Source organism: uncultured Tateyamaria sp. (genome assembly GCF_947488715.1).
Classification (GTDB): Bacteria; Pseudomonadota; Alphaproteobacteria; order Rhodobacterales; family Rhodobacteraceae; genus Tateyamaria.
Genome location: NZ_CANLAG010000001.1, coordinates 426,338 through 452,399 on the forward strand (window position 1 = coordinate 426,338; position 26,062 = coordinate 452,399).

Annotated in this window: 31 protein-coding genes; 22 read left to right on the plus strand and 9 right to left on the minus strand. The window is 60.7% G+C overall.

What is annotated here, in order from left to right; all coding sequences use genetic code 11:
- Window positions 1–3: 3 nt before the first annotated feature.
- The 3 genes from acnA (at window position 4) to Q0936_RS02090 (ending at window position 3,996) form a co-directional block, all read left to right on the plus strand.
- A complete protein-coding gene (acnA, locus tag Q0936_RS02080; protein ID WP_299295403.1) occupies window positions 4–2,565 on the plus strand; it encodes an aconitate hydratase AcnA in 2,562 nt (853 codons plus the stop codon).
- A gap of 304 nt (window positions 2,566–2,869) precedes the next feature.
- Complete coding sequence (locus tag Q0936_RS02085; RefSeq protein WP_299295501.1) at window positions 2,870–3,280, plus strand: carboxymuconolactone decarboxylase family protein; 411 nt, start codon at window positions 2,870–2,872, stop codon at window positions 3,278–3,280.
- 122 nt (window positions 3,281–3,402) lie between these two features.
- Window positions 3,403–3,996, plus strand: coding sequence for a flavodoxin family protein (locus Q0936_RS02090; protein WP_299295405.1), 594 nt, complete (start codon window positions 3,403–3,405; stop codon window positions 3,994–3,996).
- Window positions 3,997–4,118: 122 nt separating this feature from the next.
- Here Q0936_RS02090 and Q0936_RS02095 read toward each other — a convergent pair whose 3' ends face one another.
- Complete coding sequence (locus Q0936_RS02095; RefSeq protein ID WP_299295406.1) at window positions 4,119–5,024, minus strand: LysR family transcriptional regulator; 906 nt, start codon at window positions 5,022–5,024, stop codon at window positions 4,119–4,121.
- Between the two features lie 107 nt (window positions 5,025–5,131).
- Between Q0936_RS02095 and Q0936_RS02100 the strand changes: the two genes are divergently transcribed.
- The 4 genes from Q0936_RS02100 to Q0936_RS02115 all read left to right on the plus strand — a co-directional run bounded on the left by Q0936_RS02100 (window position 5,132) and on the right by Q0936_RS02115 (window position 6,949).
- Complete coding sequence (locus Q0936_RS02100; RefSeq protein ID WP_299295409.1) at window positions 5,132–5,287, plus strand: hypothetical protein; 156 nt, start codon at window positions 5,132–5,134, stop codon at window positions 5,285–5,287.
- Window positions 5,287–5,667 (plus strand): nuclear transport factor 2 family protein, encoded by a 381-nt coding sequence (locus Q0936_RS02105; protein ID WP_299295411.1) that lies wholly within the window; start codon window positions 5,287–5,289, stop codon window positions 5,665–5,667. The genes Q0936_RS02100 and Q0936_RS02105 overlap by 1 nt, the downstream gene beginning before the upstream one ends.
- Window positions 5,668–5,671: 4 nt before the next feature.
- A complete protein-coding gene (locus tag Q0936_RS02110) occupies window positions 5,672–5,893 on the plus strand; it encodes a 4-oxalocrotonate tautomerase family protein (protein ID WP_299295413.1) in 222 nt (73 codons plus the stop codon).
- 69 nt (window positions 5,894–5,962) lie between these two features.
- The gene (locus Q0936_RS02115) at window positions 5,963–6,949 is read left to right on the plus strand and encodes a DMT family transporter (protein WP_299295415.1); all 987 of its coding nucleotides are present in this window, start codon (window positions 5,963–5,965) and stop codon (window positions 6,947–6,949) included.
- A gap of 98 nt (window positions 6,950–7,047) precedes the next feature.
- Here Q0936_RS02115 and Q0936_RS02120 read toward each other — a convergent pair whose 3' ends face one another.
- On the minus strand, window positions 7,048–7,689 hold the full coding sequence (locus Q0936_RS02120; protein WP_299295418.1) for a GntR family transcriptional regulator: 642 nt from the start codon (window positions 7,687–7,689) through the stop codon (window positions 7,048–7,050).
- A gap of 129 nt (window positions 7,690–7,818) precedes the next feature.
- Between Q0936_RS02120 and dctP the strand changes: the two genes are divergently transcribed.
- The 8 genes from dctP to Q0936_RS02160 all read left to right on the plus strand — a co-directional run bounded on the left by dctP (window position 7,819) and on the right by Q0936_RS02160 (window position 14,372).
- Window positions 7,819–8,799: a TRAP transporter substrate-binding protein DctP gene (gene dctP / locus Q0936_RS02125; RefSeq protein ID WP_299295420.1), complete on the plus strand. Its 981-nt coding sequence runs from the start codon at window positions 7,819–7,821 to the stop codon at window positions 8,797–8,799.
- 61 nt (window positions 8,800–8,860) lie between these two features.
- Window positions 8,861–9,412: a TRAP transporter small permease subunit gene (locus tag Q0936_RS02130; RefSeq protein WP_299295422.1), complete on the plus strand. Its 552-nt coding sequence runs from the start codon at window positions 8,861–8,863 to the stop codon at window positions 9,410–9,412.
- Entirely contained in the window at window positions 9,412–10,728 is a 1,317-nt protein-coding gene (locus Q0936_RS02135; protein ID WP_299138941.1) for a TRAP transporter large permease, read from the plus strand. Before Q0936_RS02130 ends, Q0936_RS02135 begins: the two co-directional genes overlap by 1 nt.
- 24 nt (window positions 10,729–10,752) lie before the next feature.
- Window positions 10,753–11,538: an Asp/Glu racemase gene (locus tag Q0936_RS02140; protein ID WP_299295425.1), complete on the plus strand. Its 786-nt coding sequence runs from the start codon at window positions 10,753–10,755 to the stop codon at window positions 11,536–11,538.
- A 55-nt stretch (window positions 11,539–11,593) separates the two neighbouring features.
- Window positions 11,594–12,376, plus strand: coding sequence for an AraC family transcriptional regulator (locus tag Q0936_RS02145; RefSeq protein ID WP_299138935.1), 783 nt, complete (start codon window positions 11,594–11,596; stop codon window positions 12,374–12,376).
- Between the two features lie 101 nt (window positions 12,377–12,477).
- Window positions 12,478–13,002: a YbhB/YbcL family Raf kinase inhibitor-like protein gene (locus tag Q0936_RS02150; RefSeq protein WP_299295428.1), complete on the plus strand. Its 525-nt coding sequence runs from the start codon at window positions 12,478–12,480 to the stop codon at window positions 13,000–13,002.
- Between the two features lie 62 nt (window positions 13,003–13,064).
- Complete coding sequence (locus Q0936_RS02155; RefSeq protein WP_299295430.1) at window positions 13,065–13,700, plus strand: YbhB/YbcL family Raf kinase inhibitor-like protein; 636 nt, start codon at window positions 13,065–13,067, stop codon at window positions 13,698–13,700.
- 63 nt (window positions 13,701–13,763) lie between these two features.
- Window positions 13,764–14,372: a flavin reductase family protein gene (locus Q0936_RS02160; protein ID WP_299295432.1), complete on the plus strand. Its 609-nt coding sequence runs from the start codon at window positions 13,764–13,766 to the stop codon at window positions 14,370–14,372.
- A gap of 4 nt (window positions 14,373–14,376) precedes the next feature.
- Here Q0936_RS02160 and Q0936_RS02165 read toward each other — a convergent pair whose 3' ends face one another.
- From Q0936_RS02165 to Q0936_RS02180, 4 genes are read right to left on the minus strand one after another with little or no spacing between them, the layout of a single operon-like run.
- A complete protein-coding gene (locus Q0936_RS02165; RefSeq protein ID WP_299295434.1) occupies window positions 14,377–14,967 on the minus strand; it encodes an NAD(P)H-dependent oxidoreductase in 591 nt (196 codons plus the stop codon).
- Between the two features lie 28 nt (window positions 14,968–14,995).
- Entirely contained in the window at window positions 14,996–15,838 is an 843-nt protein-coding gene (locus Q0936_RS02170) for a rhodanese-like domain-containing protein (RefSeq protein WP_299295437.1), read from the minus strand.
- Window positions 15,835–16,377 carry a protein tyrosine phosphatase family protein gene (locus tag Q0936_RS02175; RefSeq protein WP_299295439.1) on the minus strand — a complete coding sequence of 181 codons (543 nt, stop codon included), beginning with the start codon at window positions 16,375–16,377 and terminating at the stop codon, window positions 15,835–15,837. The genes Q0936_RS02170 and Q0936_RS02175 overlap by 4 nt, the downstream gene beginning before the upstream one ends.
- Window positions 16,378–16,410: 33 nt before the next feature.
- Complete coding sequence (locus tag Q0936_RS02180) at window positions 16,411–16,764, minus strand: nuclear transport factor 2 family protein (RefSeq protein WP_299295440.1); 354 nt, start codon at window positions 16,762–16,764, stop codon at window positions 16,411–16,413.
- A gap of 85 nt (window positions 16,765–16,849) precedes the next feature.
- On the opposite strand from Q0936_RS02180, the gene Q0936_RS02185 reads away from it, so the two are divergent.
- The 4 genes from Q0936_RS02185 (at window position 16,850) to Q0936_RS02200 (ending at window position 20,245) form a co-directional block, all read left to right on the plus strand.
- Window positions 16,850–17,704, plus strand: a complete 855-nt coding sequence (locus Q0936_RS02185) for a LysR family transcriptional regulator (RefSeq protein WP_299295441.1) — start codon at window positions 16,850–16,852, stop codon at window positions 17,702–17,704.
- Window positions 17,705–17,904: 200 nt separating this feature from the next.
- A complete protein-coding gene (locus Q0936_RS02190) occupies window positions 17,905–18,765 on the plus strand; it encodes a bifunctional helix-turn-helix domain-containing protein/methylated-DNA--[protein]-cysteine S-methyltransferase (RefSeq protein WP_299138910.1) in 861 nt (286 codons plus the stop codon).
- 170 nt (window positions 18,766–18,935) lie between these two features.
- Window positions 18,936–19,595, plus strand: coding sequence for an OmpA family protein (locus Q0936_RS02195; RefSeq protein ID WP_299295443.1), 660 nt, complete (start codon window positions 18,936–18,938; stop codon window positions 19,593–19,595).
- Window positions 19,596–19,702: 107 nt separating this feature from the next.
- A complete protein-coding gene (locus Q0936_RS02200; protein ID WP_299138907.1) occupies window positions 19,703–20,245 on the plus strand; it encodes an NADPH-dependent FMN reductase in 543 nt (180 codons plus the stop codon).
- On the opposite strand, the gene Q0936_RS02205 is transcribed toward Q0936_RS02200, so the two are convergent.
- A complete protein-coding gene (locus tag Q0936_RS02205) occupies window positions 20,242–20,646 on the minus strand; it encodes a VOC family protein (protein WP_299295445.1) in 405 nt (134 codons plus the stop codon). The two genes, Q0936_RS02200 and Q0936_RS02205, sit on opposite strands and share 4 nt — an antisense overlap.
- Before the next feature lie 30 nt (window positions 20,647–20,676).
- On the opposite strand from Q0936_RS02205, the gene Q0936_RS02210 reads away from it, so the two are divergent.
- Window positions 20,677–21,474 carry an acyl dehydratase gene (locus Q0936_RS02210; RefSeq protein ID WP_299295447.1) on the plus strand — a complete coding sequence of 266 codons (798 nt, stop codon included), beginning with the start codon at window positions 20,677–20,679 and terminating at the stop codon, window positions 21,472–21,474.
- Here Q0936_RS02210 and Q0936_RS02215 read toward each other — a convergent pair.
- A complete protein-coding gene (locus Q0936_RS02215; RefSeq protein ID WP_299295449.1) occupies window positions 21,471–22,508 on the minus strand; it encodes an FAD-binding oxidoreductase in 1,038 nt (345 codons plus the stop codon). The genes Q0936_RS02210 and Q0936_RS02215 overlap by 4 nt on opposite strands.
- Window positions 22,509–22,558: 50 nt before the next feature.
- On the opposite strand from Q0936_RS02215, the gene mnmD reads away from it, so the two are divergent.
- Both mnmD and Q0936_RS02225 read left to right on the plus strand, forming a co-directional pair.
- Window positions 22,559–23,221: a tRNA (5-methylaminomethyl-2-thiouridine)(34)-methyltransferase MnmD gene (mnmD, locus tag Q0936_RS02220; protein ID WP_299295451.1), complete on the plus strand. Its 663-nt coding sequence runs from the start codon at window positions 22,559–22,561 to the stop codon at window positions 23,219–23,221.
- Window positions 23,218–24,087: a DMT family transporter gene (locus tag Q0936_RS02225; protein ID WP_299295454.1), complete on the plus strand. Its 870-nt coding sequence runs from the start codon at window positions 23,218–23,220 to the stop codon at window positions 24,085–24,087. Before mnmD ends, Q0936_RS02225 begins: the two co-directional genes overlap by 4 nt.
- Here the strand turns inward: Q0936_RS02225 and Q0936_RS02230 are convergent.
- Window positions 24,052–26,019, minus strand: a complete 1,968-nt coding sequence (locus Q0936_RS02230) for a lytic transglycosylase domain-containing protein (protein ID WP_299295456.1) — start codon at window positions 26,017–26,019, stop codon at window positions 24,052–24,054. The two genes, Q0936_RS02225 and Q0936_RS02230, sit on opposite strands and share 36 nt — an antisense overlap.
- Between the last annotated feature and the right edge of the window lie 43 nt (window positions 26,020–26,062).

Consider the following 26,062-nt stretch of genomic DNA (forward strand, 5'->3'; position numbering starts at 1 on the left):
GTCATGCAATTACAGACCATCAAGAGCGCGGGCCAAGAGCTGCGGGTTGTTGATTTGCGGGCAGCACTTGGCGGTCGCTTGGACGACCTGCCGGTCTGTATTCGGCTGTTGTGTGAAAATCACATTCGGTCTGGTGCGCCTTTGGAGCCGTTCTTGCAAGGTGACGAGACCTTTGAATTTGCGTTCCGTCCCAACCGGTTGCTGATGCATGACACGACGTGCACGCCCGCATTGGCGGATGTGGCCGGATTGCGCGATGCATTGGCGGGGGCGGGTGTTGATCCGACCGTCCTGTCGCCGACCTTGCCGGTTGATGTGTCCGTTGATCATTCCGTGGCTGTCGATGCTTTTGGGGTACCTGACGCCTTGCAACGCAACTTGGCCAATGAATTTGCCCGCAACAGCGAACGCTATGCCTTTTTGAAATGGGCATCCCGCACCATGGACGGTTTGCGCGTTCACCCACCGGGCAGCGGGATCATGCACACGATCAACCTCGAACAGCTTGCAACGGTTTTGGAGGTTGATCCGGACGGTATTTCGCATCCCGATATGCTGCTGGGCACGGACAGCCACACGACGATGATCAACGGCATAGGTCTCATGGCGTGGGGGATCGGGGGGCTGGAGGCGGAAAGCGTGATGTTCGGGCAGGCGGTGTCCCTTGCTGTGCCAAAAACGGTTGGGGTTCGGCTGTCAGGGCAGATGCCGCGGCACATGCTGGCGACTGATCTGGCGTTGGAAATCACACACAGGCTGCGCGCGTTTGGCGTGACGGGTGAGTTTGTGGAGTTCTTTGGCCCCGGTGTGTCGCAGCTTGGCGCGGATACGCGCGGGGTTGTGGCGAACATGGCACCGGAATTTGGCGCATCGACCGGGTATTTCCCGGTGGACGCCGAAACGATTGCCTATCTGAAGCGTACGGGGCGAAAGCCGGTCCAATACCAGCATATCGAAGCGGTCTTTCGCGCGATGGGCCTTTGGTTCGATCCGGATGCTTGCCCGCGCTATGATCGAACGCTTGATCTTGATTTATCGGCTATTTCGCCCGCGATTGCCGGTCCGCGCCGCCCGCAGGACCGGTGCAAACCGGCGCAAGCCGCCGGGCAGGTCGAGATCGCCATTGGCCGCTCATTGATGCCCATCAGTGCAGACACAACTGCGGTTCCTGACGGCGCTGTCGGCATTGCCGCTATCACAAGCTGCACCAATACATCCGATCCGAACCTGCTTGTCGCCGCCGGACTTCTGGCCAGAAATGCGCGCAGACTTGGCCTTGGACCCGCGCCTTGGGTCAAGACGTCACTGGCTCCGGGTTCCCCTTCTGCCCGCAAACTGTTGGACCGTGCGGGCCTGATGGAAGATTTGTCCGCTTTGGGGTTCGACATTGTGGGCTTTGGCTGCACGACCTGCATTGGAAACTCGGGTCCATTGCCCGCTGCAATCGAAACTGCGCTTGCCGACGGCAAGGCAATTGCCGCAGTTCTATCGGGCAATCGGAACTTTCCGGGGCGCGTGCATCCCAAACTCGACCTTGGGGACCTGACTTCGCCGCCGCTTGTGATTGCTTATGCGCTCAAGGGGGATATCGCGGGCGATATTCTGACTGATTCGCTTGGTATCGGCACAGACGGACAGGATGTCATGCTGGAAGATATTTGGCCCTCACCAGAAGACATCGCTGAGGCGCTCTCAATGGGCTACCGAAGCGAGGATGTGAAAGCCGCTTTTGCCACAGCGGCCCAAGACGCCACATGGTCGGGGATTGCCACACCGGACACGCCGTTGTTCCCATGGGATCCGGTGTCCAGCTACCTGCGTTGCCCCAAGTTCGCATCGCATCCGCATGGCACAAGGCTGGGACGCTACGACGCGCGCGCCCTGATGGTTTTGGGCGACGACGTGACGACCGATCACATCTCTCCTGCGGGGTGGATTGCGCCGAACAGTGCGGCGGGGCAGTGGCTGATTGCGCGTGGGGGTGATCCAGACAACCTGAATGTCTATGCCGCCTATCGCGGCAATTGGGAGGTTATGCTGCGCGGGTTGTTCACCAACAGATCGGTGAAAAACCACCTGGCAGAGGGACTTGAGCCCTCAGAAACCATGCTTGGGGATGGGCGTGTCTTGCCCCTTCATGAGGCTGCCAATGAGCTGGAAAACAGTGGATTGAGTGCCGTCATCTTTGCGGGCGACCGCTATGGTATGGGGTCAAGCCGCGATTGGGCTGCGAAAGGTGTGGCATTGCTTGGCGTCAAAGCGGTCATCGCAAAGAGCTTTGAGCGGATCCACCGAACAAATTTGATCGGCATGGGGGTCCTGCCGCTTGAAATCACTGATGGGTTCGACCCCGCAACCGCGCGGATCGGTCCAGCGGATCAAGTCCTTGTTGACCTGTCTGGCGATGCTCTGACACCGCGCAAAGAAACGGCGATCACTTTGAAGCGGACGGGAAAACCTGCGGCGAAGATCGCCTGCCGCGCCGCCGTGGAGACGGAGCAAGAGATCGCATTGCTTCGGGTCGGGGGCGTGCTGCCGAATATCCTCGGGATGCATTTACGCTAGGCTCTGCCGTTTGTGCATTTTGCGAACGGCTGCCGACGATACGATCCGTCAAATGATCTAACTGGTAGATCAATGTCGTGAGAAATCGATGTTATCTTTGGATTGGCTGTACAGCTACCTCTTCTTTTGACGATGCGCTGGAACGGCGGATGGAACGGTTGTTCAACGCCTGTGGGTTGCACGTCATCACTATCCGACCAGCGGTTTCAGTACGCTGAAGCGAAAGATGAAGGAGAGGAACGTGTCAAATCGTCAAAGCCAGAGGCTGGATCACTTTGGTGTCGCGCCTGAATTGTTTCAGCCGATGTTTGACCAGGAAAAGCTGTTGGAAGAAAGCGGGCTTGAACACAGCCTGATCGCCTTGGTGAAAGTGCGGGCCTCGCAAATCAATGGCTGCGCTTTCTGCATAGACATGCATTGGCAGGATGCGCGGGCGGGCAGTGAAGTTGAAAACCGCCTGTACCTGCTGAATGCCTGGCGCGAAGCCTCTGTGTACACCGCGCGCGAAGCTGCGGCGCTTGGTTGGACCGAAGCCCTGACGCGGATCGAGACCTCGCAAGCGCCGGATGCGGTCTATGCAGACATCGCGGCACATTTCAGTCCCCGCGAACAAGTTGCGCTGAGCCTTGTGATCACCGCAATCAACGCCTGGAACAGGATCGCGATTGCATTTCGGATGCCACACGGTGTGCCGGGCGCAACGCACGCAGCTTGAATTCAGCAAGTCCCCCGCAAGACGTCGGTTCGGCGCGCTGAACAGACATGGGACGCCACCTTGGGGCCGACTGGACCCGTGGTCCCATCGGTATGACCAGAAAACATGAAATGGAGAGAGAAATGGCAAAGTTAGCAATCGTTTATCACAGTGGGTTCGGACACACTGCCGTGCAAGCAGAAGCCGTGTATCGGGGTGCGAGCGAGGTCGCGGGGACCGACGTTACGCTCATTCCGGCGGAGGAATTCGAGCAGAATTGGCGGGTGATGGATGCCGCTGACGCGATCATTTTCGGCTCGCCTACCTATTTCGGCAGCGCCTCAGCCCAGTTCAAGGCGTTCCTGGACGCAACGTCCGGCCGGTGGCTCGAAGGGCGTTGGAAAAACAAACTGGCTGCGGGTTTCACCGTTTCGGCTGGCATGAGCGGGGACAAGCTGGCCACGCTTCAACAGATCAACCATTTCGCCATGCAACACGGAATGATTTGGGTGGGTTTGGGATTGCCGCCGGGCAACAACACCAGCTCAGGCTCGCCAGAGGATCTGAACCGGCTTGGTGGTTTCATGGGGGCCATGGCGCAGGCGAATGCAGATGCGTCGCCCGAAGCGGCACCGGCTGGATCGGACCTGAGAACAGCCGAATATCTTGGCAAACGCGTGGCGGAAACGGCGCAGCGTTGGCTGGTGGGCCAAAGCGTCGGGGCCGTCGCCGCCTGAGTGTGCCTGCGCCCGTGCCGCCTAAGTTGCAGAACGGGCCAACCCATCCACTAACGATGCCCACTCATGACTGGGCTTGGGCATCTTTTTAGCTGAGCGGCGACGGATTGCGGAACGTAGGCTTAGGTGGATTGGGGCGCGTCCATTGGCATTTCGCCCGTCTCAATTGACGTCCAGATCGCGGTCATGACTTTGCCCATGTGCTTGTCACGCCGCCGGATCGCAAAAATCTCTGTGTGGCGCGGCGGGAAACCGTCGACCCGCAAGGGAACAAGCGCGCCGGATGCCAGATCGTCTTGGATCAAATGCTCGGGCATGCCGCCCCAGCCGAGGCCAGCTTTGATGATGGACTTTTTCGCCTCGAAATCCGACACGGTCCAACGCTGCCCGCCTGACAAGACATCCCGGCTTTGGTCAAAGTCTTTGCCCCCGGTGCCGGACACAACGACCTGGGTGTAGCGCTGCATCTCGAGCCGGGACAAAACCCCTGGTTTCTGCGCGGCCTCAAAACCGGCACTGGCCACTGGGCGTATCGTTATGGCGCCGAACGGCAATGTTTCGACCTCGTCAATCGGGACATCCTGTAGTCCCGCAAAAATCATGTCTGCGTCGCCCGCCATCAACCGAGCGAGCGGTCCCCCCATCATCTCGGACGCAACATGGATGTTCGTCGCCGGATAGATCTGTTTGATCGTGCCCAACAGGTCCAACACCGGCTCCAGTGCCATGGTCGAGGTGATTGCAATCGAGATCATCGCCTCTTGTTCGCTGCGCAATCCGGCAGCGACTGATTTCAAGCTGCGCACCTGTTCCAAAACGCGCGCGGTTTCGCGGTAAAACACCTCACCTTCAGATGTCAGGCTTGGGCGGTAGGCATCACGTGATAGCAGGGTAAACCCAAGCTCGTCCTCCAGTTTGCGTATTTGGTGGCTGACGGCGGATTGCGCCTTGTTCAGGCGGTCGGCGGCGGCGCGGAAGGTGCCAGTGGCCACGATAGCGTCGAGAGCGATAAGCTGATCAAGCGTCATTGGGAGGCTCTTTGATCTGTTTTTTGGATCATTGTGGTGACAACTCGATATTATCAATCGTTGCTCTGGATTGCTACCTCAAGGCTGTAATCAAACGGAGCTATCCAATGACACTCTCATACAAATGGTGTGCTTCTTCACCGGGTTATCCGGTCCGTTCAAAGGGGTCGGGGGCAATCCTGAACGTGATTGCCCTGTGGTTCCTGATCTGGGCTGCGGCGGTGGCGATGCACCTTGTGGGCCGCACGGGTGGGGTGATGTGATGGACGGGGTTGAGCATGATGACATTCGGGATCTGATGGAGCGCTACTTTGACGGGCTCTACCAGTCCGACAGCACAATCCTGCGCACGGTTTTTCACGACGATCTTGTCTATGTGAACGGCACGGCTGGCACCTACGAGAATATGGATCTCGAAAGCTACATGGCCCGGATTGATGCCCGCACAGCGCCTGCGTCACGGGGCGATGCCCGGCACGAGGTGGTCGAGCGCGTGACGCTGAAAGGTGACCGTATCGGGGTGATCGAGGCGCGGATGACCATGCTTGGACGAAACTATCAGGACCTGCTGACGCTCATCCACACGGATGACGGTTGGCGCGTCCTGACCAAGGTTTTCTCATTTGTCGAACGAAAGGACTAAGGCAATGCCCTATGTAAACATCAAAGTCACCCGGGAAGGTGGGCCAAACGGCACCGGCCCTTCGGATGCGGAAAAAGCGCAACTGGTCGAGGGTGTGTCCGATCTGCTCTTGCAGGTTCTGGGCAAGAGCCCCGCGACGACATTCGTCGTGATTGACGAAGTGCCGTTGGAAAACTGGGGCATCAGCGGCAAACAGGTGAGCCAAATCCGCGCGGCAAGCACCTGATCCAAACCCACCACTCACGAAACACTATGCGGCACGCCTCGGGGCGTGCCGCTCAAGAGGAGTGCGCCAATGCCCCGCATAGGTTTTGTCGGTCGCCGCACCGTGAGGACGTCAGCGCCGCGACTGATGGGCTATGCCTGGATGGCGGTTGCCATAACGATCTGGGCGAGTTGGCTGGTACTGACATCTTCGGGTGTGACAACCGCACTGTCTCCTGTCGATCTGGCCGGGCTACGGGCGCTTGTTCCTGCGGTTGTCCTTGCGCCGCTGCTGTGGCGTCAGCGATATGAGGTCGCAAGACTTGGTCTGCAGAAGAGCTTGTTGCTGTCCTTATATGGTGCGCCTTTCACGCTCTGCGTTGGATATGGCCTCAGCTACGCTCCGGTTGCCCATGCGGGCGCCATGGTGCCAAGCCTGATGCCGGTCTTCGTCCTCTTTATCGGATGGATTGCCCTTGGGCAGCGCGTGTCAGCGTATCAACTCGGGTCGGCTGTGCTGATCATTGCTGGTGCCGCGGCAATCGTGTTCCGCCCTGCCGAAGGTGCCCGCCCCGACAACCTGTGGATCGGACATGGCGTCTTTCTGGCTGGGGCTTTCTTTTGGGCCTGTTTCACGTTGACGCTCAGGCAACACGCGATCTCTCCCTTTCTGGCGACGGCGCTTGTGGGCGCGATCTCGACACTCTGCCTCGCGCCGTTTTGGGTCATGTCGGGTTTGTCGACCATGGGCGCGGCAACGCCGCCGGACATTGCGTTTCAATTTGTCTTTCAAGGCGTCATCACTGGGCTTGTATCGCTCTATGCCTTCGGCGAGGCGCTGCGGGTGCTGGGCCTGGTGGCGACCCGTCTGGCGGCATTCACGCCTGCTGTGGCAACCTGCCTTGCCATTCCCATTCTGTCTCAGGTGCCTGACGCGTATGAGATTGCCGCTATCGGATTGGTTGTTGGCGGGCTGTTGGTTGCGTCGCTGCCAGCGCGCGCCGTTCGATCTGCCGCGTCCGAGCGTGGTCAGAGCCCAGACGACCCGCGATGTCGCAAGTCGCAAATGCCGTACTGAAGCGACCATTCGGTCTGAACTTGTATTTCTAGTTCAATGAACGGATTGCTCGGGGCAAGGCTCGTGTTGCCGATCGCTTGCTGTTGACTGGGAAAGAGTCACTCGAGCGCCTTCAGAAGGCTCGGCAACCTGGCCCCCTGCAACATCATGTGGTTTCGCATCAGCGTGTTGGCCAAGTCGCCGTCCTTGGCAAAGATCGCGCCGCTGATTTCACGATGTTCTGCGAGCGACTGTGCCAACCGTCCGACAACCTCGTAAGGCATCAGCCGATACACGTTGATCCGTGCCTGTATCTGATCCAGTTGATCAACCAGCCACGTATTGCCGCTGGCTTTGTGAATGGCTGCGTGGAACGCGAGGTTGGCTTGCGCGTAGGCGGAAATATCCTCGGCTTCGGCGGCGATGCGGCACTGTTCCAGACCCGCCTCGATGTCCTTTTTGTCCGAAAGTGTCAGCAGATCGCTGGCCAGACGGCAGGCCATGCCCTCCAGCTCCGCGGCCACTTCGAACAGATCGTTGAGCTCTTTTGCGGTCAAAACACGCACCATCGCCCCTTTGCGTGGGCGCGTTTCCAACAATCCGCAGTCTACCAATGACCGGATGGCCTCACGGATCGGCGTGCGGCTCACATCAAAGCGCGCAGCGAGGTCAGCCTCTTCGAGCTGATCGCCCGGCTTTAGTAAGCCACTGAAAATATCATGTTTTAGCTGCTCAATGAGCGTGTCTGATGCCCGTGCCATACGCATTCCTTTCGGGTGTTTCATAGCGATCTCCGCATCTGATCGCCAGCCAAAACTCAGTTATGTGAATCTTTTGTCTTGCCATATGGATACATATAGATATTAAGAGGATACATAGGAGGAATCGAAATGAACAAATTTATCCAATCGACCATGCTCTCTTTTGCCCTTGTAGGAGGGGCCGCGCAGGCGGAGGAACTGCGCTTGTCCCACCAGTGGTCCACCAGTGACGTGCGTCACGAAGTGGCTCAGATCGTCGCTGATGAAGTCGCGGCAGCCGGTGTTGATCTTGAGATCACCATCTTTCCGTCGAAGTCGCTGTTTAAGCCGCGCGAGCAGTATCGCCCCTTGTCACGCGGGCAGTTGGACATGACGGTCTTTCCGCTGTCCTATGCAGGCGGTCAGCAACCGGCATTCAATCTGACGCTTATGCCCGGTCTTGTGAAAAACCATGATCACGCCGCCCGTCTGAGCCATTCGCCCTTTATGGAGGCGCTTGAGGCAAGGATGGCCGAGGACGATGTGATGGTCCTGGTCCACGGCTACCTTGCCGGCGGGTTTGTCGGCAAAGACACCTGCATCACGCATCCAGATGATGTCGCGGGTTTGCAGACCCGTGCGGCGGGCAAGTCGTTTGAGCAAATGCTGGTTGGTGCCGATGCGTCGATCACGTCTATGGCGTCATCCGAGATTTACTCGGCCATGCAGACGGGCGTTTTGGATGCGGCCAACACGTCGTCTTCGTCGTTCGTATCTTATCGGATTTTTGAGCAGGTCGCCTGCTATACACCCGCGTCCGATATTGCGCTTTGGTTTCTGTACCAACCGCTGCTGATGAACAAATCCACGTTCGAGGGTTTGTCGGAAGAGCAACAAGCGGCCCTGCTTGCCGCGGCGGACGTGGCCGAGGCGCACTACCTTGAACAAGCCAAGCTGCAAGATGCCGCATCGGTCGATGTGTTCCGCGAAGCAGGCGTCGAAATCGCCGAAATGACAGCGGATGATTTCGCAGCATGGCAGGCGCTGGCCCAGGAAACATCCTATGCCGCGTTTGCGGCTGATGTCGAAGGCGGCCAAGAGCTGCTGGATATGGCGCTCGCGGTCGAGTGACCCCAATTGCGAGGGGCGCGCAGCCTCTCGCCCATCTCAAACCAATTGGAAGGAAAACGTCATGGCTGGCCATGCCCTTTCGGCTGCCCAACGCACAAAGAGCGAGAATGGTTTTGTGCGCGCAGTCCAGAATATTTCTAGTGTCGCCGGGTGGTGTTCTGCCTTGATGATTTTGGCCGCTGTTTTTCTCACGTGCCAAATGATCTTTATCCGCTTTGCACTGAACGGATCGACCGTTTGGCAAACCGAGATTGTCGTCTTCTTGGTGATTGCCGCGACCCTCATCGGGTTGCCGTTTGTGCAGTATCAACGCGGCCATGTGAACGTGGACCTCATCCCGTTGGCACTGAAAGGCAAAGCGCGATTTGGGTTGGCCATTGTGACGCTGACGCTGTCGATCATCATCACAAGTGTGATGTTGTTCTATGCTTACGAGCATTGGCATTTCGCTTGGGCGCGAGGCTGGACATCGGACACCGTAACGGCGGTTCCCCTGTGGATACCCTACCTGTCGCTGCCTGTCGGTTTTGGCCTGTTGTGGCTGCAACTGATCGCCGATCTCACAGCCCTTCTCACGAAATCTGAATCGCCCTTTGGGCTGGAGGCATCGTAATGGATCCCCTTCTTCTTGGTGCCCTGGTTGGCATCTGCACCATCCTGGTCCTGTTTTCTGGCGTGTCCGTCGGTGTTGGACTGCTGATCGTCTCTGCCGGTTTTCTGGTGATCTTTGATGGCATGCGGTCTCTGGAGCTGATGCCTGAGATATTCTTTGGCAATCTGGACAGCTTTGCCCTGCTGGCGATCCCCATGTTCATCATTATGGGGGCATCCATTGCGTCCACCCGCGCCGGAGCGGACCTGTACGAAGCGTTGGAACGGTGGCTCACCCGTGTTCCCGGTGGCTTGGTCATTTCCAACCTGGGGGCTTGTGCCTTGTTCGCGGCAATGTCCGGGTCCAGCCCCGCCACATGTGCCGCCATCGGCAAAATGGGCATCCCGGAAATGCGCAAACGCGGCTACCCCGAGGGGATTGCCACGGGGTCCATCGCGGCAGGCGGTACGTTGGGTATCCTGATCCCGCCATCCGTCACCATGATCGTTTACGGTATCGCAACCGAGACCTCGATTGGCCGCCTGTTCTTGGCTGGTGTGTTCCCTGGGCTGTTGCTTGTGGCACTGTTCATGGTCTGGTCGCTCTACGCGACATGGAAATCTGGTGACCAAAACCTGCTGACTGCTCGCAGCTACACGTGGCGCGAAAAGTTCGAAGTCCTTCCACGCGTGCTGCCTTTCATCGGCATCATCATCGGTGTGCTCTATGCGATGTATGGTGGGGTTGCGACGCCGTCTGAGACGGCCGCTGTTGGCGCGCTTTTGTGCTTGGGCGTGGCAATCGTGATCTACAAACTTTTTGATCTCCGCAAAATCTGGACGATCCTGCAGGACAGCACCAAAGAGAGCGTGATGATCCTGTTCATCATCGCCGCTGCGGGTGTGTTTTCCTACATGCTGTCGAGCCTGTTCATCACGCAAAGCATCGCGACATGGATCGGCACGCTGGATGTGAACCCTTGGGTTCTGATGATTGCGGTGAACATCTTCCTGATCATCGCGGGGTTCTTCTTGCCGCCTGTTGCGGTGATCCTGATGGCAGCACCGATCCTTTTGCCGATCATCACCACAGCTGGTTTTGATCCGATCTGGTTCGCCGTCATCCTGACGATCAACATGGAAATCGGCCTGATCTCACCACCTGTTGGCCTCAACCTCTATGTGATCAACGGCATCGCGCCCGACATCTCGCTCAAGACCATCCTCAAAGGCTCGCTGCCCTTCGTGGCCTGCATGTTGGTTGCCATTGTCCTGCTGTGCGTCTTCCCCGGTATCGCCACCTGGTTGCCAGAGGCCGTGATGGGCCCGGCACTCTAACCCCCACATTTAAAGGAAATTCACATGTCCTACACATCCAAATACCGCCGCGTTGGCCTGATCGTTCCCAGCTCGAACGTGACCATGGAAACCGAAATCCCGGCCCTTTTGAAAGCCCGCGAAACCATCCTGCCGGACCGCTTTACATTCCACTCCTCCCGGATGCGGATGAAAAGCGTGGTGAAAGAAGAGCTGGAGGCGATGGATGCAGACAGCGTGCGCTGCGCGACCGAACTGTCCGATGCCGCGGTCGAGGTCCAAGCCTATGCGTGCCTTGTCGCGATCATGTCCATGGGGCTGGGGTATCACCACGAATCCTACAAGAAGCTGAACCAAGCCACAGTGGATAACGGATGCCCCACGCCTGTCTTGAACTCTGCCGGCGCGCTTATTGATGGGCTCAAGGATTTGGGCGTCAAGAAAGTCTCGATCATCTGCCCCTACATGAAACCACTCACGAAACTGGTTGTCGACTACATCGAAAACGAGGGGATAGAGGTGCAGGATTTCCTTGCACTCGAAATCCCCGACAATCTCGAAGTCGCGTCCCAAGATCCGACCGCCCCGGCAGAGCTGTGGCGCAAACTGGATCTGCGCGGGGTGGATGCCATTGTCGCGTCGGCCTGTGTTCAAATGCCGTCACTGCCATCGATTGAAATGATCGAACGTGCATCTGGCCTGCCCACACTGTCGGCGGCGGTTGCAACAACACGTCAAATCCTGCGCAGTTTGGACCTGACAGAGATTGCACCCGGTGGTGGTGCGTTGCTTGCCGGTGGTGTGCCGCAGGCATTGCCAAAGGTGGCCTGACAAACAAGGTTGGCGCGTTTATCAACGCGCTACCCCAAACATCCCAGGACGCGCTGTGGACAGCAAAGTTTCCATCTACCCCATCACGCAGGCGACCACGGCCACGTTCACGGAACTCTACTTTCGTCTGACGTTCTTCTTTTTCATCCAACGGGGCAGCAAATATGTCCTGACGCCGTCGCAGGGCGAGATGTTGGGCGAAGAGGGCGATTTGATGATCTTTCCGCCCGGCTCGATTGTGACGATGGAAAACCGCCCCGTGATGGAAAGCGACTATCGCGCGCTTGGCGTCAGTTACTCACACGATTTGATCAATGCGGTGTTCTCTGATTTGCCAAAATCCGATGCTGCACATGGGGTGCAGATTGTCCGCGCCGCCGAACACAATCCGTCCGATATTCTGGCGCTGATCCAGGACACATTGGACAACAGTGCCTTGCCGGACACCATCCGGGATCACCGTTTGTTGGAACCGCTGTTGTGGCTGCGCGAGCAGGGCTTCCAACTGCCCACCCAAGTCGAAGACGATCCGATCAGCCAGGTGCGCAGCCTGATCGAGTCCGATCTGAGCCATTCCTGGATGGCCGAAGAAGTGGCCGAACACTTTGCAATGAGCGAGGCGACGATGCGCCGTTGGCTGTCCAAAAGCGGGCAAGGCTTTGCCAAGATACTGCTGCACACGCGTTTGGAACATGGGCTGAGCCTGTTGCAGACGACCGACGCTCAAGTGTCGGAAATCGCGTTGGATTGCGGGTTTAAAACGCCGTCGCATTTTTCCGACGCATTCCGCAAAAGGTTCGGGATTAAGCCAAAAGACATCCGTTTGGCCGCAGATTGATCGAAATCCGATAATTCTTGATTGGGAGCCGGAAGCGGCACTGCGTTGTGATGGCTAGGTTAGTTTCATCAACAACACCGATCCCGGAAAGGATTAACCCAATGACACGCACCATTTTCATCGCCGCCGCTTTGGCCGCTTCGCTTGCCGCACCGGCCATGGCCGATGGTTTCACTTTGACCAGTCCTGACATTGCCGAAGGTCAACAGCTCAGCTCTGATTTCGTGTTCAAGGGCTTTGGCTGCGAGGGCGGTAACACGGCCCCGACACTGGAGTGGTCCGGCGCACCTGAAGGCACCGAAAGCTTTGCCGTCACTGTGTACGACCCCGACGCGCCGACCGGTTCGGGCTGGTGGCACTGGTTTGCCTTCAACATTCCGGCGGATGTGACATCGCTGCCCGGTGGTGGCGACGTGAACGGCGTCCAGCTGACCAATGACTACGGCGCGACAGGTTTCGGTGGTGCATGTCCTCCTCCCGGCGAAGTGCACCGCTACGAGTTCACCGTACACGCCTTGGGCGCCACGCTTGAGATCGACAATTCGGTCAGTAATGCGCTCGCAGGCTTCATGGTGAACGCAAACAGCTTGGCGTCGTCCACCATCACTGCGGTTTACAACCGCTAAACCAGTGCGCCTCGGCAGGTCTGTCGAGGCGCTCCCCCGATATTTGCAACAGGGCCAATCCCATGGACATCACTCTCAAAGCTTGGGCGCATGGTGCGCCGATCCCCGAAAAATTCGCATTCGGCAAAATCCCGGCGGAAGGCCGGTTCGACACCTCCGACAACATCAACCCCGAGATCAGCTGGTCGAACGTGCCCGAAGGCACCAAATCCTTTGCCGTGATCATGCACGACCCGGACGTGCCGTCGTCGGGCGAAGATGTGAACCAAGAGGGCAAAACAGTGCCTGCCGATCTGCCGCGCGTCGATTTCTATCACTGGGTTGTGGTAAACATCCCCGCGTCCACACGCGACATCGCCGAAGGGGCGGACAGCCTTGGCGTGACACCGGGTGGCAAGACCGCAGGTCAGCGTTCATATGGCAAAACCGGTATCAACAGCTACACCGATTGGTTTGCTGGCGACGCGGATATGGGTGGCAACTACGGCGGCTATGACGGCCCGTGCCCGCCGTGGAATGACAGCATCATCCATCACTACCACGTCACGGTATATGCGCTGGATGTTGAAGAGCTCGATCTTGATGGTGCGTTCACCGGGGCCGACGCTTTGGCCGCGTTCGAAGGGCATGTGCTGGCCGAGGCCTCGCACATGGGCACCTATTCCATGAACCGTGATCTGCGCGATCAAGCCGCGTAACACAAACACTTCGGTCTGCGCCAAAACGCCCAGGCGCAGACCGGCAACATCAGGAAAACGCCCATGTTCTATGAACCGCGCAACGGCCACGGTCTGCCACACAACCCCTTTAACGCACTCATCACACCGCGCCCCATCGGTTGGATTTCGACGCGCGGGACTGACGGGTCTGAAAACCTTGCGCCCTATTCGTTCTTCAACGGGGTGTCATATGCGCCGCCCCAGGTCATGTTCGCCTCGACCGCCAGCAAGGCGGATCGGACGCGCGGCAAGGACTCCGTCGGGAATATCATCGACACCGGCGTGTTCTGCGTGAATGTCGTCGGGTTCGAGATGCGCGATGCCATGAACGCAACCTCGGCACCTGCACCGCGTGACGTTGATGAGTTCGATCTGGCGGGGTTGGAGCGGGCAGATTGTGCAACCATCGCATGTTCGCGGGTGGCGGCGGCACCGGCCAGCATGGAGTGTAAGCTGGTCAAAGTCGTTGATCTGCCGGGAGAGGCCAACATCGTGGTCTTTGGTGAGGTCACAGGTATCCATCTGCGCGATGAATACCTGATCGACGGCATCTTTGACGTGACCAAGTTCCGACCGCTCGCAAGACTTGGCTATCGCGATTACACGGCCGTGTCCGATCTGTTCAGCCTTGATCGGCCGACCGCTGGATAAGCGCCTAAAACAAGGCGTCGATTTGCTCAGCGACCCGGCTGTCGAGTGTCGCCGGGTCCACCACTGTCATATCCGCCGCGATGACATGCACGTCCGTTAGCCCCAAGAACCCAAGCACGTGAACCAGGTAGGGCGACACAAAATCCATGTCCCCCATCACGGGAGTTTCGCCTGTTGCAACAACGATGTACGCGGTTTTACCAGTGGCGAGCCCCACATATGTTTGTACCGGGTCCGGGCGGAATGTCACGCCTGGGCGCGCCACGTGATCCACCCAAGCCTTTAGCGCGGCAGGCAGGCCAAAGTTGTACATCGAGGCCGAGATGACCAGAATATCGGCATCGAGCAGTTCATGCACCATCGCATCAGACGTTGCCAATATCGCGTGTTGATTGAGGGTGCGTTCATCGGCTGGTGTGAAACTCGCCCCGACCCAGTCTTCGGTCAGAAATGCGGCCTCATCACTGACCGTACGGGTGGTCACTGTGAGCGTTTCGTGGCGGGTTTGCAGGCGTTCGATGACCGCGTGGCCACCACTCAGGGACGCAGAGCCATTTTGGCGCACGCTAGACGTGACGTGAAGAACAGAAGTCATGGGGTTTCCAATTCGGACAGTTGTTTGGTTAGGAGGCTGGCGATTGTGCGACAGGGCGGTCCGGGTCCTGTTTCCAAACAGCAAATGAGCCGTCGAACAGGATGCCTGTCTTGTCGATCATCGCGAGCGCCAAGAGGACAACCGTGGCGGCGTAGCCGGAGCCACAAGACGCGATCAGTGGTTTGGATGCCCAGCCGGGTGCGCGTTCATCCAAGACTTTTACGATCACGTCGGCGTCCAGAAACGTGCCGCTGTCCGGATCAAGCATTGCGCTGAACGGCACATTCAACGCACCCGGAATGTGGCCGCTGCGCGGGTCATCCGCGTTACCTGCGTAGTTAGCGGCCCCGCGTGCGTCGATGACACAGGCGCCGTCCTGAAGCGTCAGAAATTCCTCCAGATCAAGCTTGAGGCCCGGCACATGTTTGGGGATGAAGCTGCCTGTTTCGGGCACGGATGACAGGGTCGAAACCTGCATCCCCAAGTTTATCCAGTTGGCCCACCCGCCGTTCAGAACCCGCACGTTTTCAAATCCCCAATGTCGCATGGCCAACCAAATCCGGCCCGCAAACATGTGCGATGATGCGTCGTAGAGCACGACAAGATCGCCCTCGTTGATACCAAGTGCGGCAAAGGACGCGCGCGCCTCTGCCTTAACGGCGATAGGGGCCAAACCGGGGGCCACGTCCTGCGCGATGAAATGTTTGGTCCAATCCAGAAAGGCGGCACCGGGGATGTGCCCGGCGTCATAGTCATCCTGCAGGGCCCGTGCAGGTGACGCCCACGTGCCGCGCACATCAACGACTTTGACGTTCGGCGCAGCCATTACGGCGTTCAACTCGTCTGCTGAAATCAGAGGCCCCCGCGTCATTGCGCAGCCCCCGAGATGTTGTCGGCCAGAAATGTCTGCCAAACCGTGTTGCGGGCAAAGTCATAGCCTGCGACGTCGCTCCAGATGGTTTCCAACTGCTCAAGCTCAGCAGCGCGTGTTTCCGGCGCATTGATGGCCCGATGCGCCGCGACAAGGGCAGAGGCACGGGCATTCGCCCAGCAATGGACAAGAACCTTACGATCCCCGACACGGTCCATGGCGTTCAGAAAGTTCTGAAACTCCTCCGATTTGGGATCGCGCCAGTTGACCGGCACATGGATGTATTCGACACCTTGGTTCGCCAGTATCTCCCCTTCTTCGGGGTTATAGATCCCCTCGGTCTCTGGGACGAGGTTGATCACAACTTCGATGCCGTCGTCCGCGGCCTCGGACAGTTGCGTGGCACTGGGCTGGCCAGAGGTCAGCACCGTTGGTTCAAACTGATAGAAATTGCGGGCTTCACTGATGTCAGCGAATGCGGGTGTCATTGCCAGTGTTGCCACGATGATTGCAGCACCTGTGATTTTGCGGATTGTCATGTCTGTACCTCCTATCGAACGAAGCGTTTAGCCTTACTTGTTGACCGTCGTGTAGGTCTTGGAGACGATCTTCCAACCTACGTTCAGGCGCAGGAGTGTGAGCAGATCGAAGAACTGGAATGTCGGCAGATCAATGGTGACCTTGACCAGTGCCATGTCGTTGTTGACCTCAACGTGGGTAATTTCGCTGCTGTTGGGGGGAAGCGTTCCGCTGTCGGCCAGAGCCTCCAATGCGCTGCGCGGCGTCAGCACAAGGTTTCCGTCCGCGTCCAGCGAGTTCAGATTGACGCTTGAATAGAACGCCTTAGCGACACGGGCGCCACTGCCATCGCGGATTCCTTCGATATAGTCGGTCACGGTCGCGATGATCTGGTCTTTGTCGGTCATGGTCTTGCCCCTTCCGTGGTCGTTGCTTGACCGACATGTATGGGCGAGGTTACGTTTAATAAAATGAAATGATGTGAACGATGTGATGCAAAAAACAGAACGCGATTTCACTGACGGCAACCTGTTGAAGACATTTGTCGAGATCGCGGATTGCAAGAACCTGACCCTCGCGGCCTCTCGGCTGAACCGAAGCCAATCTGCGATCAGTGTGCAACTGCGCAAATTGGAGGAAGAGTTGGGCACATCGCTGTTTGTGCGCGATGGCAAAGGCATGTCCCTATCGCCAAGCGGGGAAAAGTTGTTGCCTGCCGCGCGGCGTAGTCTGGCAGAATTGGCGGGGATCAAGTTGCTTTTTGCAGCACCTTTGAACGGTCGGATACGGGTCGGTATTCCAGAGGATTTTGACGAGGGCGTGCTGGAAAAAGCGCTGTCCGATTTTCGCCGATCCAATCCGGGTGTCGAGGTTGTCGCGACATCGGGCTGCACCGCTGGTTTCGCGGATGCGATCCGGGCGGACGAATTGGATATTGCGGTCTGCTCTGCCGTCACAACGGTGCCGGGCGAGGTTTTTCGCGAACAGCAAGCCGTTTGGGCTGCAAGCGAGACGCTCAATCTCAAGGCAAATGATCCCGTGCCGCTTGCGATCATTGACCATGGATGCTGGCTAGCGGAACTGCCAAAGGTATCGCTGGACCAGCAAGGGCGTGCCTACAACGTCGCCTTTGCCTGCACGGGTATCATGAGCCAAAAGGCTGCGATCCGGGCCGGGTTCGCCGTTGGCGTCATTTATCAAGACAGCGTCGAAGAGGGCATGAAGATACTCACCGCAAAAGACAATTTCCCACCTCTGCCAAAGTTCAAAAGGTCCATTTTCATTGGCGACAACGCGCCGCGAGACTTGGCTGAAGCCATGGCGGATGCGATACGCCGCGCGGCCTAGTGGGTGGATTGAGGAAAATGGCATTCCGTCACACGGTGCGTGCCTGCGGTTAAAGCGTAGCGGCAAGTCAACCAAGGCGAAGTACGGAATGCCGGCCTTGAGACGCGTAGATCCAACAGCGGCTTCGTCGCAACATAACCCTCGCTGCTTCCCGCAGGAAACGGGTCGCGCCGCCGCGTTGCTTCGCCTACCTTCCCCGCATGGAACAGAACCCACAGACCCCCACCGAGACCGGTTATCATTACAACGTCATGCGGCGTGCCATTGACCTGATTGATGGCGCGGACGAGCCGCTGAGCCTGGAGGCGCTGGCGTCCGAGATGGGCATGAGCCCGGCGCATTTTCAGCGTGTCTTTTCCCGCTGGGTCGGCGTGTCGCCCAAGCGGTATCAACAGTATCTGGCGCTGGGCCATGCCAAGGCGTTGCTGAGCGAGCGGTTCACCACGCTGGAGACGGCCCATGCCACGGGGTTGAGCGGGTCGGGGCGGCTGCATGACTTGTTTCTACGTTGGGAATCCATGTCGCCCGGTGACTATGCCAAGGGTGGCGACGGGCTGACCATCTTTTGGGGGTGGTTCGACAGCCCCTTTGGGCTGGCCCTGGTGATGGGAACGGACAAGGGCATCTGTGGTCTGGGATTTGCCGCTGAGATGGGCGAGGACTGGGCCATGGAGGACCTGGTGCGGCGCTGGCCCAAAGCGCGTTATGTCGAGGACCCCATGCGGCTGCGGCCTTGGGTATTGGCGGCCTTCGGGGCCGAGGATGCCACGTTGAAAGAGGCACCACTGTACCTGATCGGCGCACCGTTCCAGATCAAGGTTTGGGAGGCTTTGCTACGGGTGCCGAGTGGCCATGTCACCACCTATTCCGAGATCGCGGAGAGCATTGGCAACCCGCGCGCGGTGCGGGCGGTGGGCACAGCGGTGGGCCGCAACCCGGTCAGTTGGTTGATACCGTGCCACCGGGCCTTGCGCAAATCGGGTGGATTGGGCGGCTATCACTGGGGCCTGCCGGTCAAGCGTGCGCTGCTGGCCTTTGAGGCCGCGCGGGCCGAAGCCTGAGGCGCAGCCACGCACCAAATCAGCCGTACACGGGTGTTCACAGTCGTGCGCGGGATGTTGCTTATGACATTTTCCCCCTGTTTCCGGGAACCTGTGGCCCCTATCTTGCGTCATCATAATGGGTCTTGCCCGAACAAGGCCCTTCCTTGGAAGGCAGTAGGACAACAGACATGCTTAAATCCCCTCTCATCTTTGCCGTGGGCGCCATCGCCGCCCTGAGCGCCTGTACAGACCCCGCCGCGCTGGGCACCGTTGGCCCCAATGGCGAGCCCATCAATCAAAAGCGCAACACCGGCGCGGCCATTGGTGCCGCCTCTGGCGCGTTGATTGGTGCGGTTGCGGGTGATCGCAACACGGCGCTTGCGGGTGCAGTTGTGGGTGGCCTTGTGGGCGGTGCCATCGGCTATGACCTCGACCAGCAAGAGGCCGAGCTGCGCCGCGATCTGAACAGCAATGTGACCATCACCAACACGGGCGACCGGTTGATCGTGTCCTTCCCTGAGGCGATCCTGTTTGCCACCGGCAGCTTTGCAGTGCGTCCGGGGCTTCAGGCCGACATGGGCGATCTGGCGGGCAGCTTGCAGCGCTATCCCAACTCGACTGTGCAGATCGTGGGCCACACCGACAGCGATGGTGACGCCGCGTTCAACCAGCAACTGTCCGAGCGCCGTGCCAATGCGGTGGCGGACGTGCTGATGGGGCAGGGTGTGCCATTTGGCCGAATCCAGACCTTTGGCCGGGGCGAAAGCCAGCCGATTGCGACAAATCTGACGCCCGAGGGCAAGGCCCAGAACCGGCGCGTGGAAATCGTGATCCTGCCCAACGCGTAACGCCTAAATCTACATCATCACGACCTGGGGCTCGAGATTTGTTCTCGGGCCCCTTGCTTTGTTTCGGGGGGGCTGCACAGTGGGTGCAACTTGTTCGAGGAAAAGCCATGACGACGCCAATTCTACTGGGGATTTCGGGCGCACTGCGTTCGGGGTCGACAAACCGCAAGCTGCTCCGCGAGGCGGCGCGGCTGTTTGGCGATTGCACCTATGTGGAGGCGGACATTCAGATCCCCCTCTATGACGGTGACATGGAAGAGGCGGACGGTGTCCCGGAGGCTGCGGAAACGCTGGCCGGTCAGATTGCAGAGGCGGATGCCGTTCTGGTGTCGACGCCGGAATACAACAAGGGTCCTTCGGGGGCGTTGAAAAACGCGCTGGATTGGGTCAGCCGGGTCAAGGGTGATCCCTGGGCGGACAAGCCGGTGGCGGTGATGTCAGCGGCGGCAGGCCGTGCCGGGGGCGAGCGCGCGCAGATGATCCTGCGTGGCTATCTGGTGCCGTTCCGGGCACGAGTATTGCAAGGTCCTGAGGTGCATCTGGCCGATTGTGGCAACCAATTCGACGATGACGGGCGGCTGATCAGCGACGTTTATACCGCGACGCTGGGCCAGTTGATGCAGACGCTGCGGGCAGAAATCAAACGCTAGGACGTGGGCGTGCTGATCTCGATCAGGTTCCGGTCGGGGTCGCGCACGTAGAGTGACAGGATCGGCCCCTGCGCGCCCGTGCGCGGAACCGGACCTTCTTCGATCCGGGTGCCAGTGGCGGCGAGGTGTGCCTGCCATTTGTCCAGCGGTGTGTCCGTCAGAAAACACAGATCTGCGGTGCCGGGGCCGGGCGCGTGCGCCTTGGGGTCAAATTCGCCGCCATGGGGGTGCAGGTTGATCTTGTGACGGCCAAAGGTCAGCGCATGGCGGGTGCTGCCATCGGCCACCTGAAACGGTTGGTGCACCATGCCGAGCACGCGGGTGTAAAAGGCGATGGTTGTGTCCATATCAGCCACCGTCAGGACAAGGTGGTCGAGGTGGGTCAGCGTGGGGTGTTCCATTTCCGGTCTCCGTCGCGCAGGGTGCGCACCATGCAGAATGCCGATCCCGCCACGAGACGTCAAAGCGATGTGATGGACCCCGCCCGTGCGCAGGCGATGCAGGTGGCGCTTGGCCACGCGCCGACGCTTGCGTCCGGCGATGCGCTGCCGCCGTTCTTTCACCAACTCTATTTCTGGACCCCTGTGGCCGCTGATGGTTTGGGCCGGGATGGGCATCCGCGTGTGGGTGGTTTGATCCCTGACATGGGGCTGCCGCGCCGGATGTGGGCCGGAGGACGGTTGGCCTTTTACGCACCCCTGCGGCTGGGGGCCGAGGCCGAACGTGTGTCGGTGTGCGAGGCTGCACAGGCCAAGACCGGGCGCACTGGGCCGCTGGCTTTTGTCACGCTGCGCCATGAGGTGTGGCAGGGCGGCGCGCTGTGCCTGACCGAGTGGCAGGACCTTGTCTACCGCGAGGACCCGGACGCCGATGCGCCCCGGCCCGTGCCGCCCGACGCGCCCACGGGTGCAGAGGCCGAGCGGGAGGTGCGGTTCGACGCCACGCTGCTCTTTCGCTATTCGGCGCTGACGTTCAACGGGCACCGCATCCATTACGACCAGCCCTATGCGCGCGCTGTCGAAGGGTATGACGGGTTGGTGGTGCATGGGCCGCTTTTGGCACAGCACCTGATGCTGATGGCGCAGGACGGTCTGGCGCCGCTTGAGAGCTTTGCCTTTCGCGCGGTGTCGCCGTTGATGCACCATGAGGCGGCGACGCTGTGCCGGGCGGGTCGCAAGCTGTGGGTGCGGGGGCCGGATGGGCGGCTGTGCATGCAGGCTGAAGCCTAGAGCGAGGCCGCCACTTCGAAGCCCGGCGGGATGGTGTCGCGCCCGTCGAGGATCAGGTCGGCCATGGTGGTGGCGACCTTGGGGGCCATGCCAAAGCCGATCTTGAACCCGCCATTGGCGATGAAATGCCCTGGCCGGTCGGGCCAAGCGCCCAGGATGGGTGCGCGGCTGCGGCTGCGCGGGCGCAGCCCGGCCCAGCGGGCGATCACGGGCACATCGGCCAACGCTGGCACGGCGGCGCGCGCGCGGGCCACGATATCGTCCAGTTGCGCATCCGTACCGGTGGGGTCCGTAAACTCGCGTTCTGTGGTCGATCCTATGGCGGTGGTGCCATCGGCATGGGGGATGATGTGCAGCGTGTCGGCAAAGAGCTGCGGCGCGTCCGGCAAGGCGAGATCGAGCAGGGCCGCCTGCCCCTTGATGCCCGCGCCCACGAGGCGGCTGTGCCCGGTATTCAGCGCCTCAAGGCCCGCCACGCCGGTCGCATGGATCGTGATGTCGGTGTCTGTGCCTTCCGGTTTAATATCCACGCCCCGCGCCGCCAGTGCCGCAACCAGCGCCATGCAGGATTGGCGCGGGTGAATGCGGCCGCTGAGCGTGTCGTGGATCTCCATCCCCGTGGGGCTGTGCGCCGCCCAATGCGGGTCGGCCACGGGCCGCACTGTCCATGTCTCGGCATCGCCCCAGAGCGTCTGCGCCGATGCGCTGCGGGCGCGGGCCAGCGCGAGTGCTGCGTCATCGGCGATGGGCTGGCAGCGGCCCGTGCGGCCATAGCCCGAAGGCTGGCCACCCGCCGCTTCGACCTCGGCCCAGAACCCTTGGGCCATCAGCAGGCTGTCAAGTTGGAACTGTTTCTTGGGGTTCCAATTTTCCGGCACATGCGGCGCCAGCGCACCCACGATGCCGCCGCTCGCCCTGGCGGCAGGGCCGTACGGGTCGATCACCTGCACCGACGCGCCGCGCGCGCGCAGTACCCATGCAATCGACAGGCCAAAGATGCCCGCGCCGCGTACCGTGATCTCTGCCGTTGCCAATGTCTGTCTCTTGTCCCAAGGTCGCCGCGACCCTCATACTAGGACCACCCATGCAGGACCAGCACGCAGAGCTTGAATGGCGCGACAGCGGCGTCCCGGTGTCCACGCGGTTCGACGACCCGTATTTCAGCCTGGACAACGGGCTGGCCGAGACCCGGCATGTGTTTCTGGACGGCAATGACCTGCCTGCGCGGTTTCGGGACGGGTTCCATATTGCGGAGCTTGGCTTTGGCACGGGCCTCAATTTCCTGACGGCGTGGGCCGCGTGGCGGGATGCGGGCGTAGCGGGGCGGTTTCATTTCACCAGTTTCGAGGCCTATCCGATGGACACGGACGCGATGGCCCGCGCGCTTGCCGCCTTTCCCGAGGTGGCAGGGCTGGCGGCCCCGTTTTTGGCAGCGGGTGGCGGGTCGGCCAGGTTTGAGGACGCAGAGTTGACGGTGATCCAAGGTGATGCGCGTGAGGCCCTGCCCGGCTGGCAAGGCCGCGCCGATGCGTGGTTTCTGGACGGGTTTTCGCCCGCGAAAAACCCCGAGCTGTGGGGGGCGGACCTGATGGCGAAGGTCGCCGCGCACACTGTCCCCGCGGGGACAGCGGCCACCTACACGGCTGCGGGGTTCGTGCGCCGGGGCCTTGAAGACGCCGGGTTCACCGTGACACGCGCGCCGGGCTTTGGCCGCAAGCGGCACATGACGCGGGCGGTTTTGGGATGAGCCAGGGCAACAACACGCGGCTGGGCATTGCGCTGATGATCGCGGTGTCGGTTGTCTTTGCCAGCCAGGATGGGATTTCGCGGCATCTGGCGGGGGAATACAACGTCTTTATGGTGGTGATGATACGCTATTGGTTCTTTGCGGCCTTTGTCATCACGATTGCAGGGCGCAAGGCGGGCGGGCTGCGGGCGGCGGCGCGTACAAGTCAACCGGTGGTGCAGGGGCTGCGCGGGCTGCTGCTGGCCGCCGAGATTTGTGTCATGGTCACCGCGTTTACCATTCTGGGGCTGGTGGAGAGCCACGCAGTCCTTGCCGCCTATCCGCTGCTGGTGGCCGCGCTGTCGGGGCCGATCCTGGGTGAACGCGTCGGCTGGCGCCGGTGGGCGGCGATTGGTGTGGGGTTCGTGGGCGTGCTGTTCATCCTGAAACCCGGTCTGGGCGTGTTCGACCCGGCGGCGGTGATCCCGCTGGCCTCGGCGGTGATGTTTGCGGTGTACGGCCTGCTGACGCGCTATGTCGCGCGGGATGACAACACGGCGACCTCGTTTTTCTGGACGGGCACGGTGGGGGCGGTTGCGATGACCTGTGTGGGCCTGTGGTTTTGGGAGCCGATGAGTGCGGGCGACTGGCTGTGGATGGGCGCGCTGTGCCTGACGGGGGCGTCGGGGCATTGGCTGCTCATTCGCACGTACGAGGTGGCGGAGGCGAGCGCGGTGCAGCCATTCGCCTATTTCCAGATGGTGTTTGCCGCCCTTGTGGGCCTCGCCGTCTTTGGCGAAGTGCTGGAGACCAACGTAGTCATCGGCGCGCTGATCATCGTGGGCGCAGGGCTATTCACCCTGTGGCGCGAACGGCAGCAGGGTTGAGCCGCCCAATTCCTGCGAAAACGGCACCGGCAGCGCATCGCCGCCCAGCCGGGCGCGGTAGATGGGCAGGCTTTCGGTGACGCGCATCACATAGTTGCGGGTTTCGCGGAAGGGGATGAATTCGATCCAGTCGACAAGCGCGTCCTCGCCCCGCCCGCGCGGATCACCATAAAGGTCCATCCAGCGGATCGGGCGGCTGGGGCCTGCGTTATAGGCTGCGGAGATCATCACCACGTTGCCGTCAAAGCGGCCCGCCAGCTGGCTGAGGAACTCTGACCCCAGTTCGGCATTGTAGACAGGATCGGCGGTGAGCCGCGCGGTGCTGTGTTCGGCGCTGCGGCCAAGGTCATCGGCCACCTCGGCGGCGGTGGCGGGCATGATCTGCATCAGCCCGCGCGCGCCGACGCCCGATTGTACGACCGGGTCAAATTCGCTTTCGCGTCGGGCGATGGCCAGCGACATTTCGGGCGCCATGGGCAGGTCGGCCTGCGCCAGCGGGTGCAGCGCATAGTAGGGCGCGTGCAGGGTGATGCCGCGCTGTGCCACGCGTTTGCCGATCATCACGGCCAGATGCGGCTGGCCTGCGTCGATGGCGGCCTGGCCCAGCATGGCGGCGGTCGGTCGGTCGAGATCTTCGGCCAGGTGAGTCCAGAACCGTTCGGCGAGGCTCAATTCGCCTGAGGCCTGCAAAAGCAGCCCGGCCTCGAAGAGATCGCGGCGGGCGAGATCAGAGGTTCGCCAGTCGGCAACCGTTTCGGACCCGTCGAGATCGGGATCGACAGGCAACCCGCCACGTTCGGCAGCCAGCAGGCCGTAGAATGTCGTCTGGAACTGTGCGCCGTCGGCATAGGATGCCTGCGCGGCGTCCGGCTGGCCTGCGGCCTCATGGGCGCGCCCGATCCAGTACCCCGCTCGCCCACGGGAAATGGGCGATGCAATGGCGGCGCGGTGGTTCTGGAAATGCGCCAGCGCCAGTTCGGGATCGTCCAGTTGGCGCAGGGCGATGAACCCGGCCAGCCATTCAAGATCGGCGTAGTTTGACCCTTCGGTCAGGAAATGCCGCGCGGCGAGTTGGTAGGCGCGCGCGGGATCGCCGTCGCGCATTTCATCCCGTGCCATGGCGCGGCGGCGGTTGGCCCAAGCGGTGGGGTCGCCAAGCGTTTCCACGGATCGGGACCGGTCGAGCAGAAGCGCCTTGGCATCAGCCCAACGCCCCTTGCGGATGCGCCATTCGAACCGGTCATGGGCCAGGCCGGGATCTTGTGCGAGCGCCTCGGGCACTGCGTCGATGCGGGCATCTACGGCGTCCGACAGGGTCTGGAGCGCGAGCCGCGCGCGGGCCAGCGCCGCCGCACCCTCAGGCACCAGCGGCAGCATCCGGGTGGCGTCGGCGCGCGCACCGTCCCACAGCATCGCGGTCAGACGAGCGGTGTGATGCGGCGCGATCAGGCTGTCGTGACGCGCGATATACGTGGCCTGTGTCGAGGTGGACATGCGCATGCTGCGCCATGCCAGCACCAGCGTCGCCTCGGCCTCGCCTGCGTTGCCTGCTGCGATCTGGGCCGCGGCATAATCCAGCGCGCCCTGGGCGGTTTGCGGCCCGTCGGTGTCATAGAATGCGAGCACGGCGTTTGCGCCTGCTGCGGCGACGGCGTCCTCGGACTTGCGCCGCAGAAAGGGCAGGCCCGGCCAGTCGGGGCGGCGGTCGAGAAAGGCGGTGACCTCGGCATAGGTCCCGCGCCCGGCGCGCAGGCGTTGCCATTCGATGATGTCGGCGGCCACGGGGCCGTCCCGTGCGGCCAGTCGCGCCGCTGCATCCCAGTCGCCACCGCGCAGCGCATCCATGGCCCAGCCCAGCGGGCGGGGGCGTTCGGCCATCGAGGCCACAACCGACAGAAAAAGCAGCACCAGGGCGAGGGCAATCCGGCTCATCTCTTGCAATTCCTTGTCATGCGGGGCTAGAGCCTCTGAGCAT

What these genes read in the sequence shown, in the direction of transcription:
- Q0936_RS02105 (WP_299295411.1), top strand. Translation starts at nt 5,287, where the DNA reads ATGGACGGGGTTGAGCATGATGACATTCGGGATCTGATGGAGCGCTAC.
- Q0936_RS02090 (WP_299295405.1), top strand. Translation starts at nt 3,403, where the DNA reads ATGGCAAAGTTAGCAATCGTTTATCACAGTGGGTTCGGACACACTGCC.
- Q0936_RS02185 (WP_299295441.1), top strand. Translation starts at nt 16,850, where the DNA reads ATGCAAAAAACAGAACGCGATTTCACTGACGGCAACCTGTTGAAGACA.
- Q0936_RS02205 (WP_299295445.1), bottom strand. Translation starts at nt 20,646, where the DNA reads ATGGAACACCCCACGCTGACCCACCTCGACCACCTTGTCCTGACGGTG.
- Q0936_RS02175 (WP_299295439.1), bottom strand. Translation starts at nt 16,377, where the DNA reads ATGACAATCCGCAAAATCACAGGTGCTGCAATCATCGTGGCAACACTG.
- Q0936_RS02140 (WP_299295425.1), top strand. Translation starts at nt 10,753, where the DNA reads ATGTCCTACACATCCAAATACCGCCGCGTTGGCCTGATCGTTCCCAGC.
- acnA (WP_299295403.1), top strand. Translation starts at nt 4, where the DNA reads ATGCAATTACAGACCATCAAGAGCGCGGGCCAAGAGCTGCGGGTTGTT.
- Q0936_RS02085 (WP_299295501.1), top strand. Translation starts at nt 2,870, where the DNA reads ATGTTTGACCAGGAAAAGCTGTTGGAAGAAAGCGGGCTTGAACACAGC.
- Q0936_RS02130 (WP_299295422.1), top strand. Translation starts at nt 8,861, where the DNA reads ATGGCTGGCCATGCCCTTTCGGCTGCCCAACGCACAAAGAGCGAGAAT.
- Q0936_RS02200 (WP_299138907.1), top strand. Translation starts at nt 19,703, where the DNA reads ATGACGACGCCAATTCTACTGGGGATTTCGGGCGCACTGCGTTCGGGG.
- Q0936_RS02155 (WP_299295430.1), top strand. Translation starts at nt 13,065, where the DNA reads ATGGACATCACTCTCAAAGCTTGGGCGCATGGTGCGCCGATCCCCGAA.
- Q0936_RS02225 (WP_299295454.1), top strand. Translation starts at nt 23,218, where the DNA reads ATGAGCCAGGGCAACAACACGCGGCTGGGCATTGCGCTGATGATCGCG.
- Q0936_RS02170 (WP_299295437.1), bottom strand. Translation starts at nt 15,838, where the DNA reads ATGACGCGGGGGCCTCTGATTTCAGCAGACGAGTTGAACGCCGTAATG.
- Q0936_RS02100 (WP_299295409.1), top strand. Translation starts at nt 5,132, where the DNA reads ATGACACTCTCATACAAATGGTGTGCTTCTTCACCGGGTTATCCGGTC.
- dctP (WP_299295420.1), top strand. Translation starts at nt 7,819, where the DNA reads ATGAACAAATTTATCCAATCGACCATGCTCTCTTTTGCCCTTGTAGGA.
- Q0936_RS02115 (WP_299295415.1), top strand. Translation starts at nt 5,963, where the DNA reads ATGCCCCGCATAGGTTTTGTCGGTCGCCGCACCGTGAGGACGTCAGCG.
- Q0936_RS02135 (WP_299138941.1), top strand. Translation starts at nt 9,412, where the DNA reads ATGGATCCCCTTCTTCTTGGTGCCCTGGTTGGCATCTGCACCATCCTG.
- Q0936_RS02150 (WP_299295428.1), top strand. Translation starts at nt 12,478, where the DNA reads ATGACACGCACCATTTTCATCGCCGCCGCTTTGGCCGCTTCGCTTGCC.
- Q0936_RS02110 (WP_299295413.1), top strand. Translation starts at nt 5,672, where the DNA reads ATGCCCTATGTAAACATCAAAGTCACCCGGGAAGGTGGGCCAAACGGC.
- Q0936_RS02120 (WP_299295418.1), bottom strand. Translation starts at nt 7,689, where the DNA reads ATGGCACGGGCATCAGACACGCTCATTGAGCAGCTAAAACATGATATT.
- Q0936_RS02195 (WP_299295443.1), top strand. Translation starts at nt 18,936, where the DNA reads ATGCTTAAATCCCCTCTCATCTTTGCCGTGGGCGCCATCGCCGCCCTG.
- Q0936_RS02165 (WP_299295434.1), bottom strand. Translation starts at nt 14,967, where the DNA reads ATGACTTCTGTTCTTCACGTCACGTCTAGCGTGCGCCAAAATGGCTCT.
- Q0936_RS02160 (WP_299295432.1), top strand. Translation starts at nt 13,764, where the DNA reads ATGTTCTATGAACCGCGCAACGGCCACGGTCTGCCACACAACCCCTTT.
- Q0936_RS02230 (WP_299295456.1), bottom strand. Translation starts at nt 26,019, where the DNA reads ATGAGCCGGATTGCCCTCGCCCTGGTGCTGCTTTTTCTGTCGGTTGTG.
- Q0936_RS02210 (WP_299295447.1), top strand. Translation starts at nt 20,677, where the DNA reads ATGCAGAATGCCGATCCCGCCACGAGACGTCAAAGCGATGTGATGGAC.
- Q0936_RS02180 (WP_299295440.1), bottom strand. Translation starts at nt 16,764, where the DNA reads ATGACCGACAAAGACCAGATCATCGCGACCGTGACCGACTATATCGAA.
- mnmD (WP_299295451.1), top strand. Translation starts at nt 22,559, where the DNA reads ATGCAGGACCAGCACGCAGAGCTTGAATGGCGCGACAGCGGCGTCCCG.
- Q0936_RS02095 (WP_299295406.1), bottom strand. Translation starts at nt 5,024, where the DNA reads ATGACGCTTGATCAGCTTATCGCTCTCGACGCTATCGTGGCCACTGGC.
- Q0936_RS02190 (WP_299138910.1), top strand. Translation starts at nt 17,905, where the DNA reads ATGGAACAGAACCCACAGACCCCCACCGAGACCGGTTATCATTACAAC.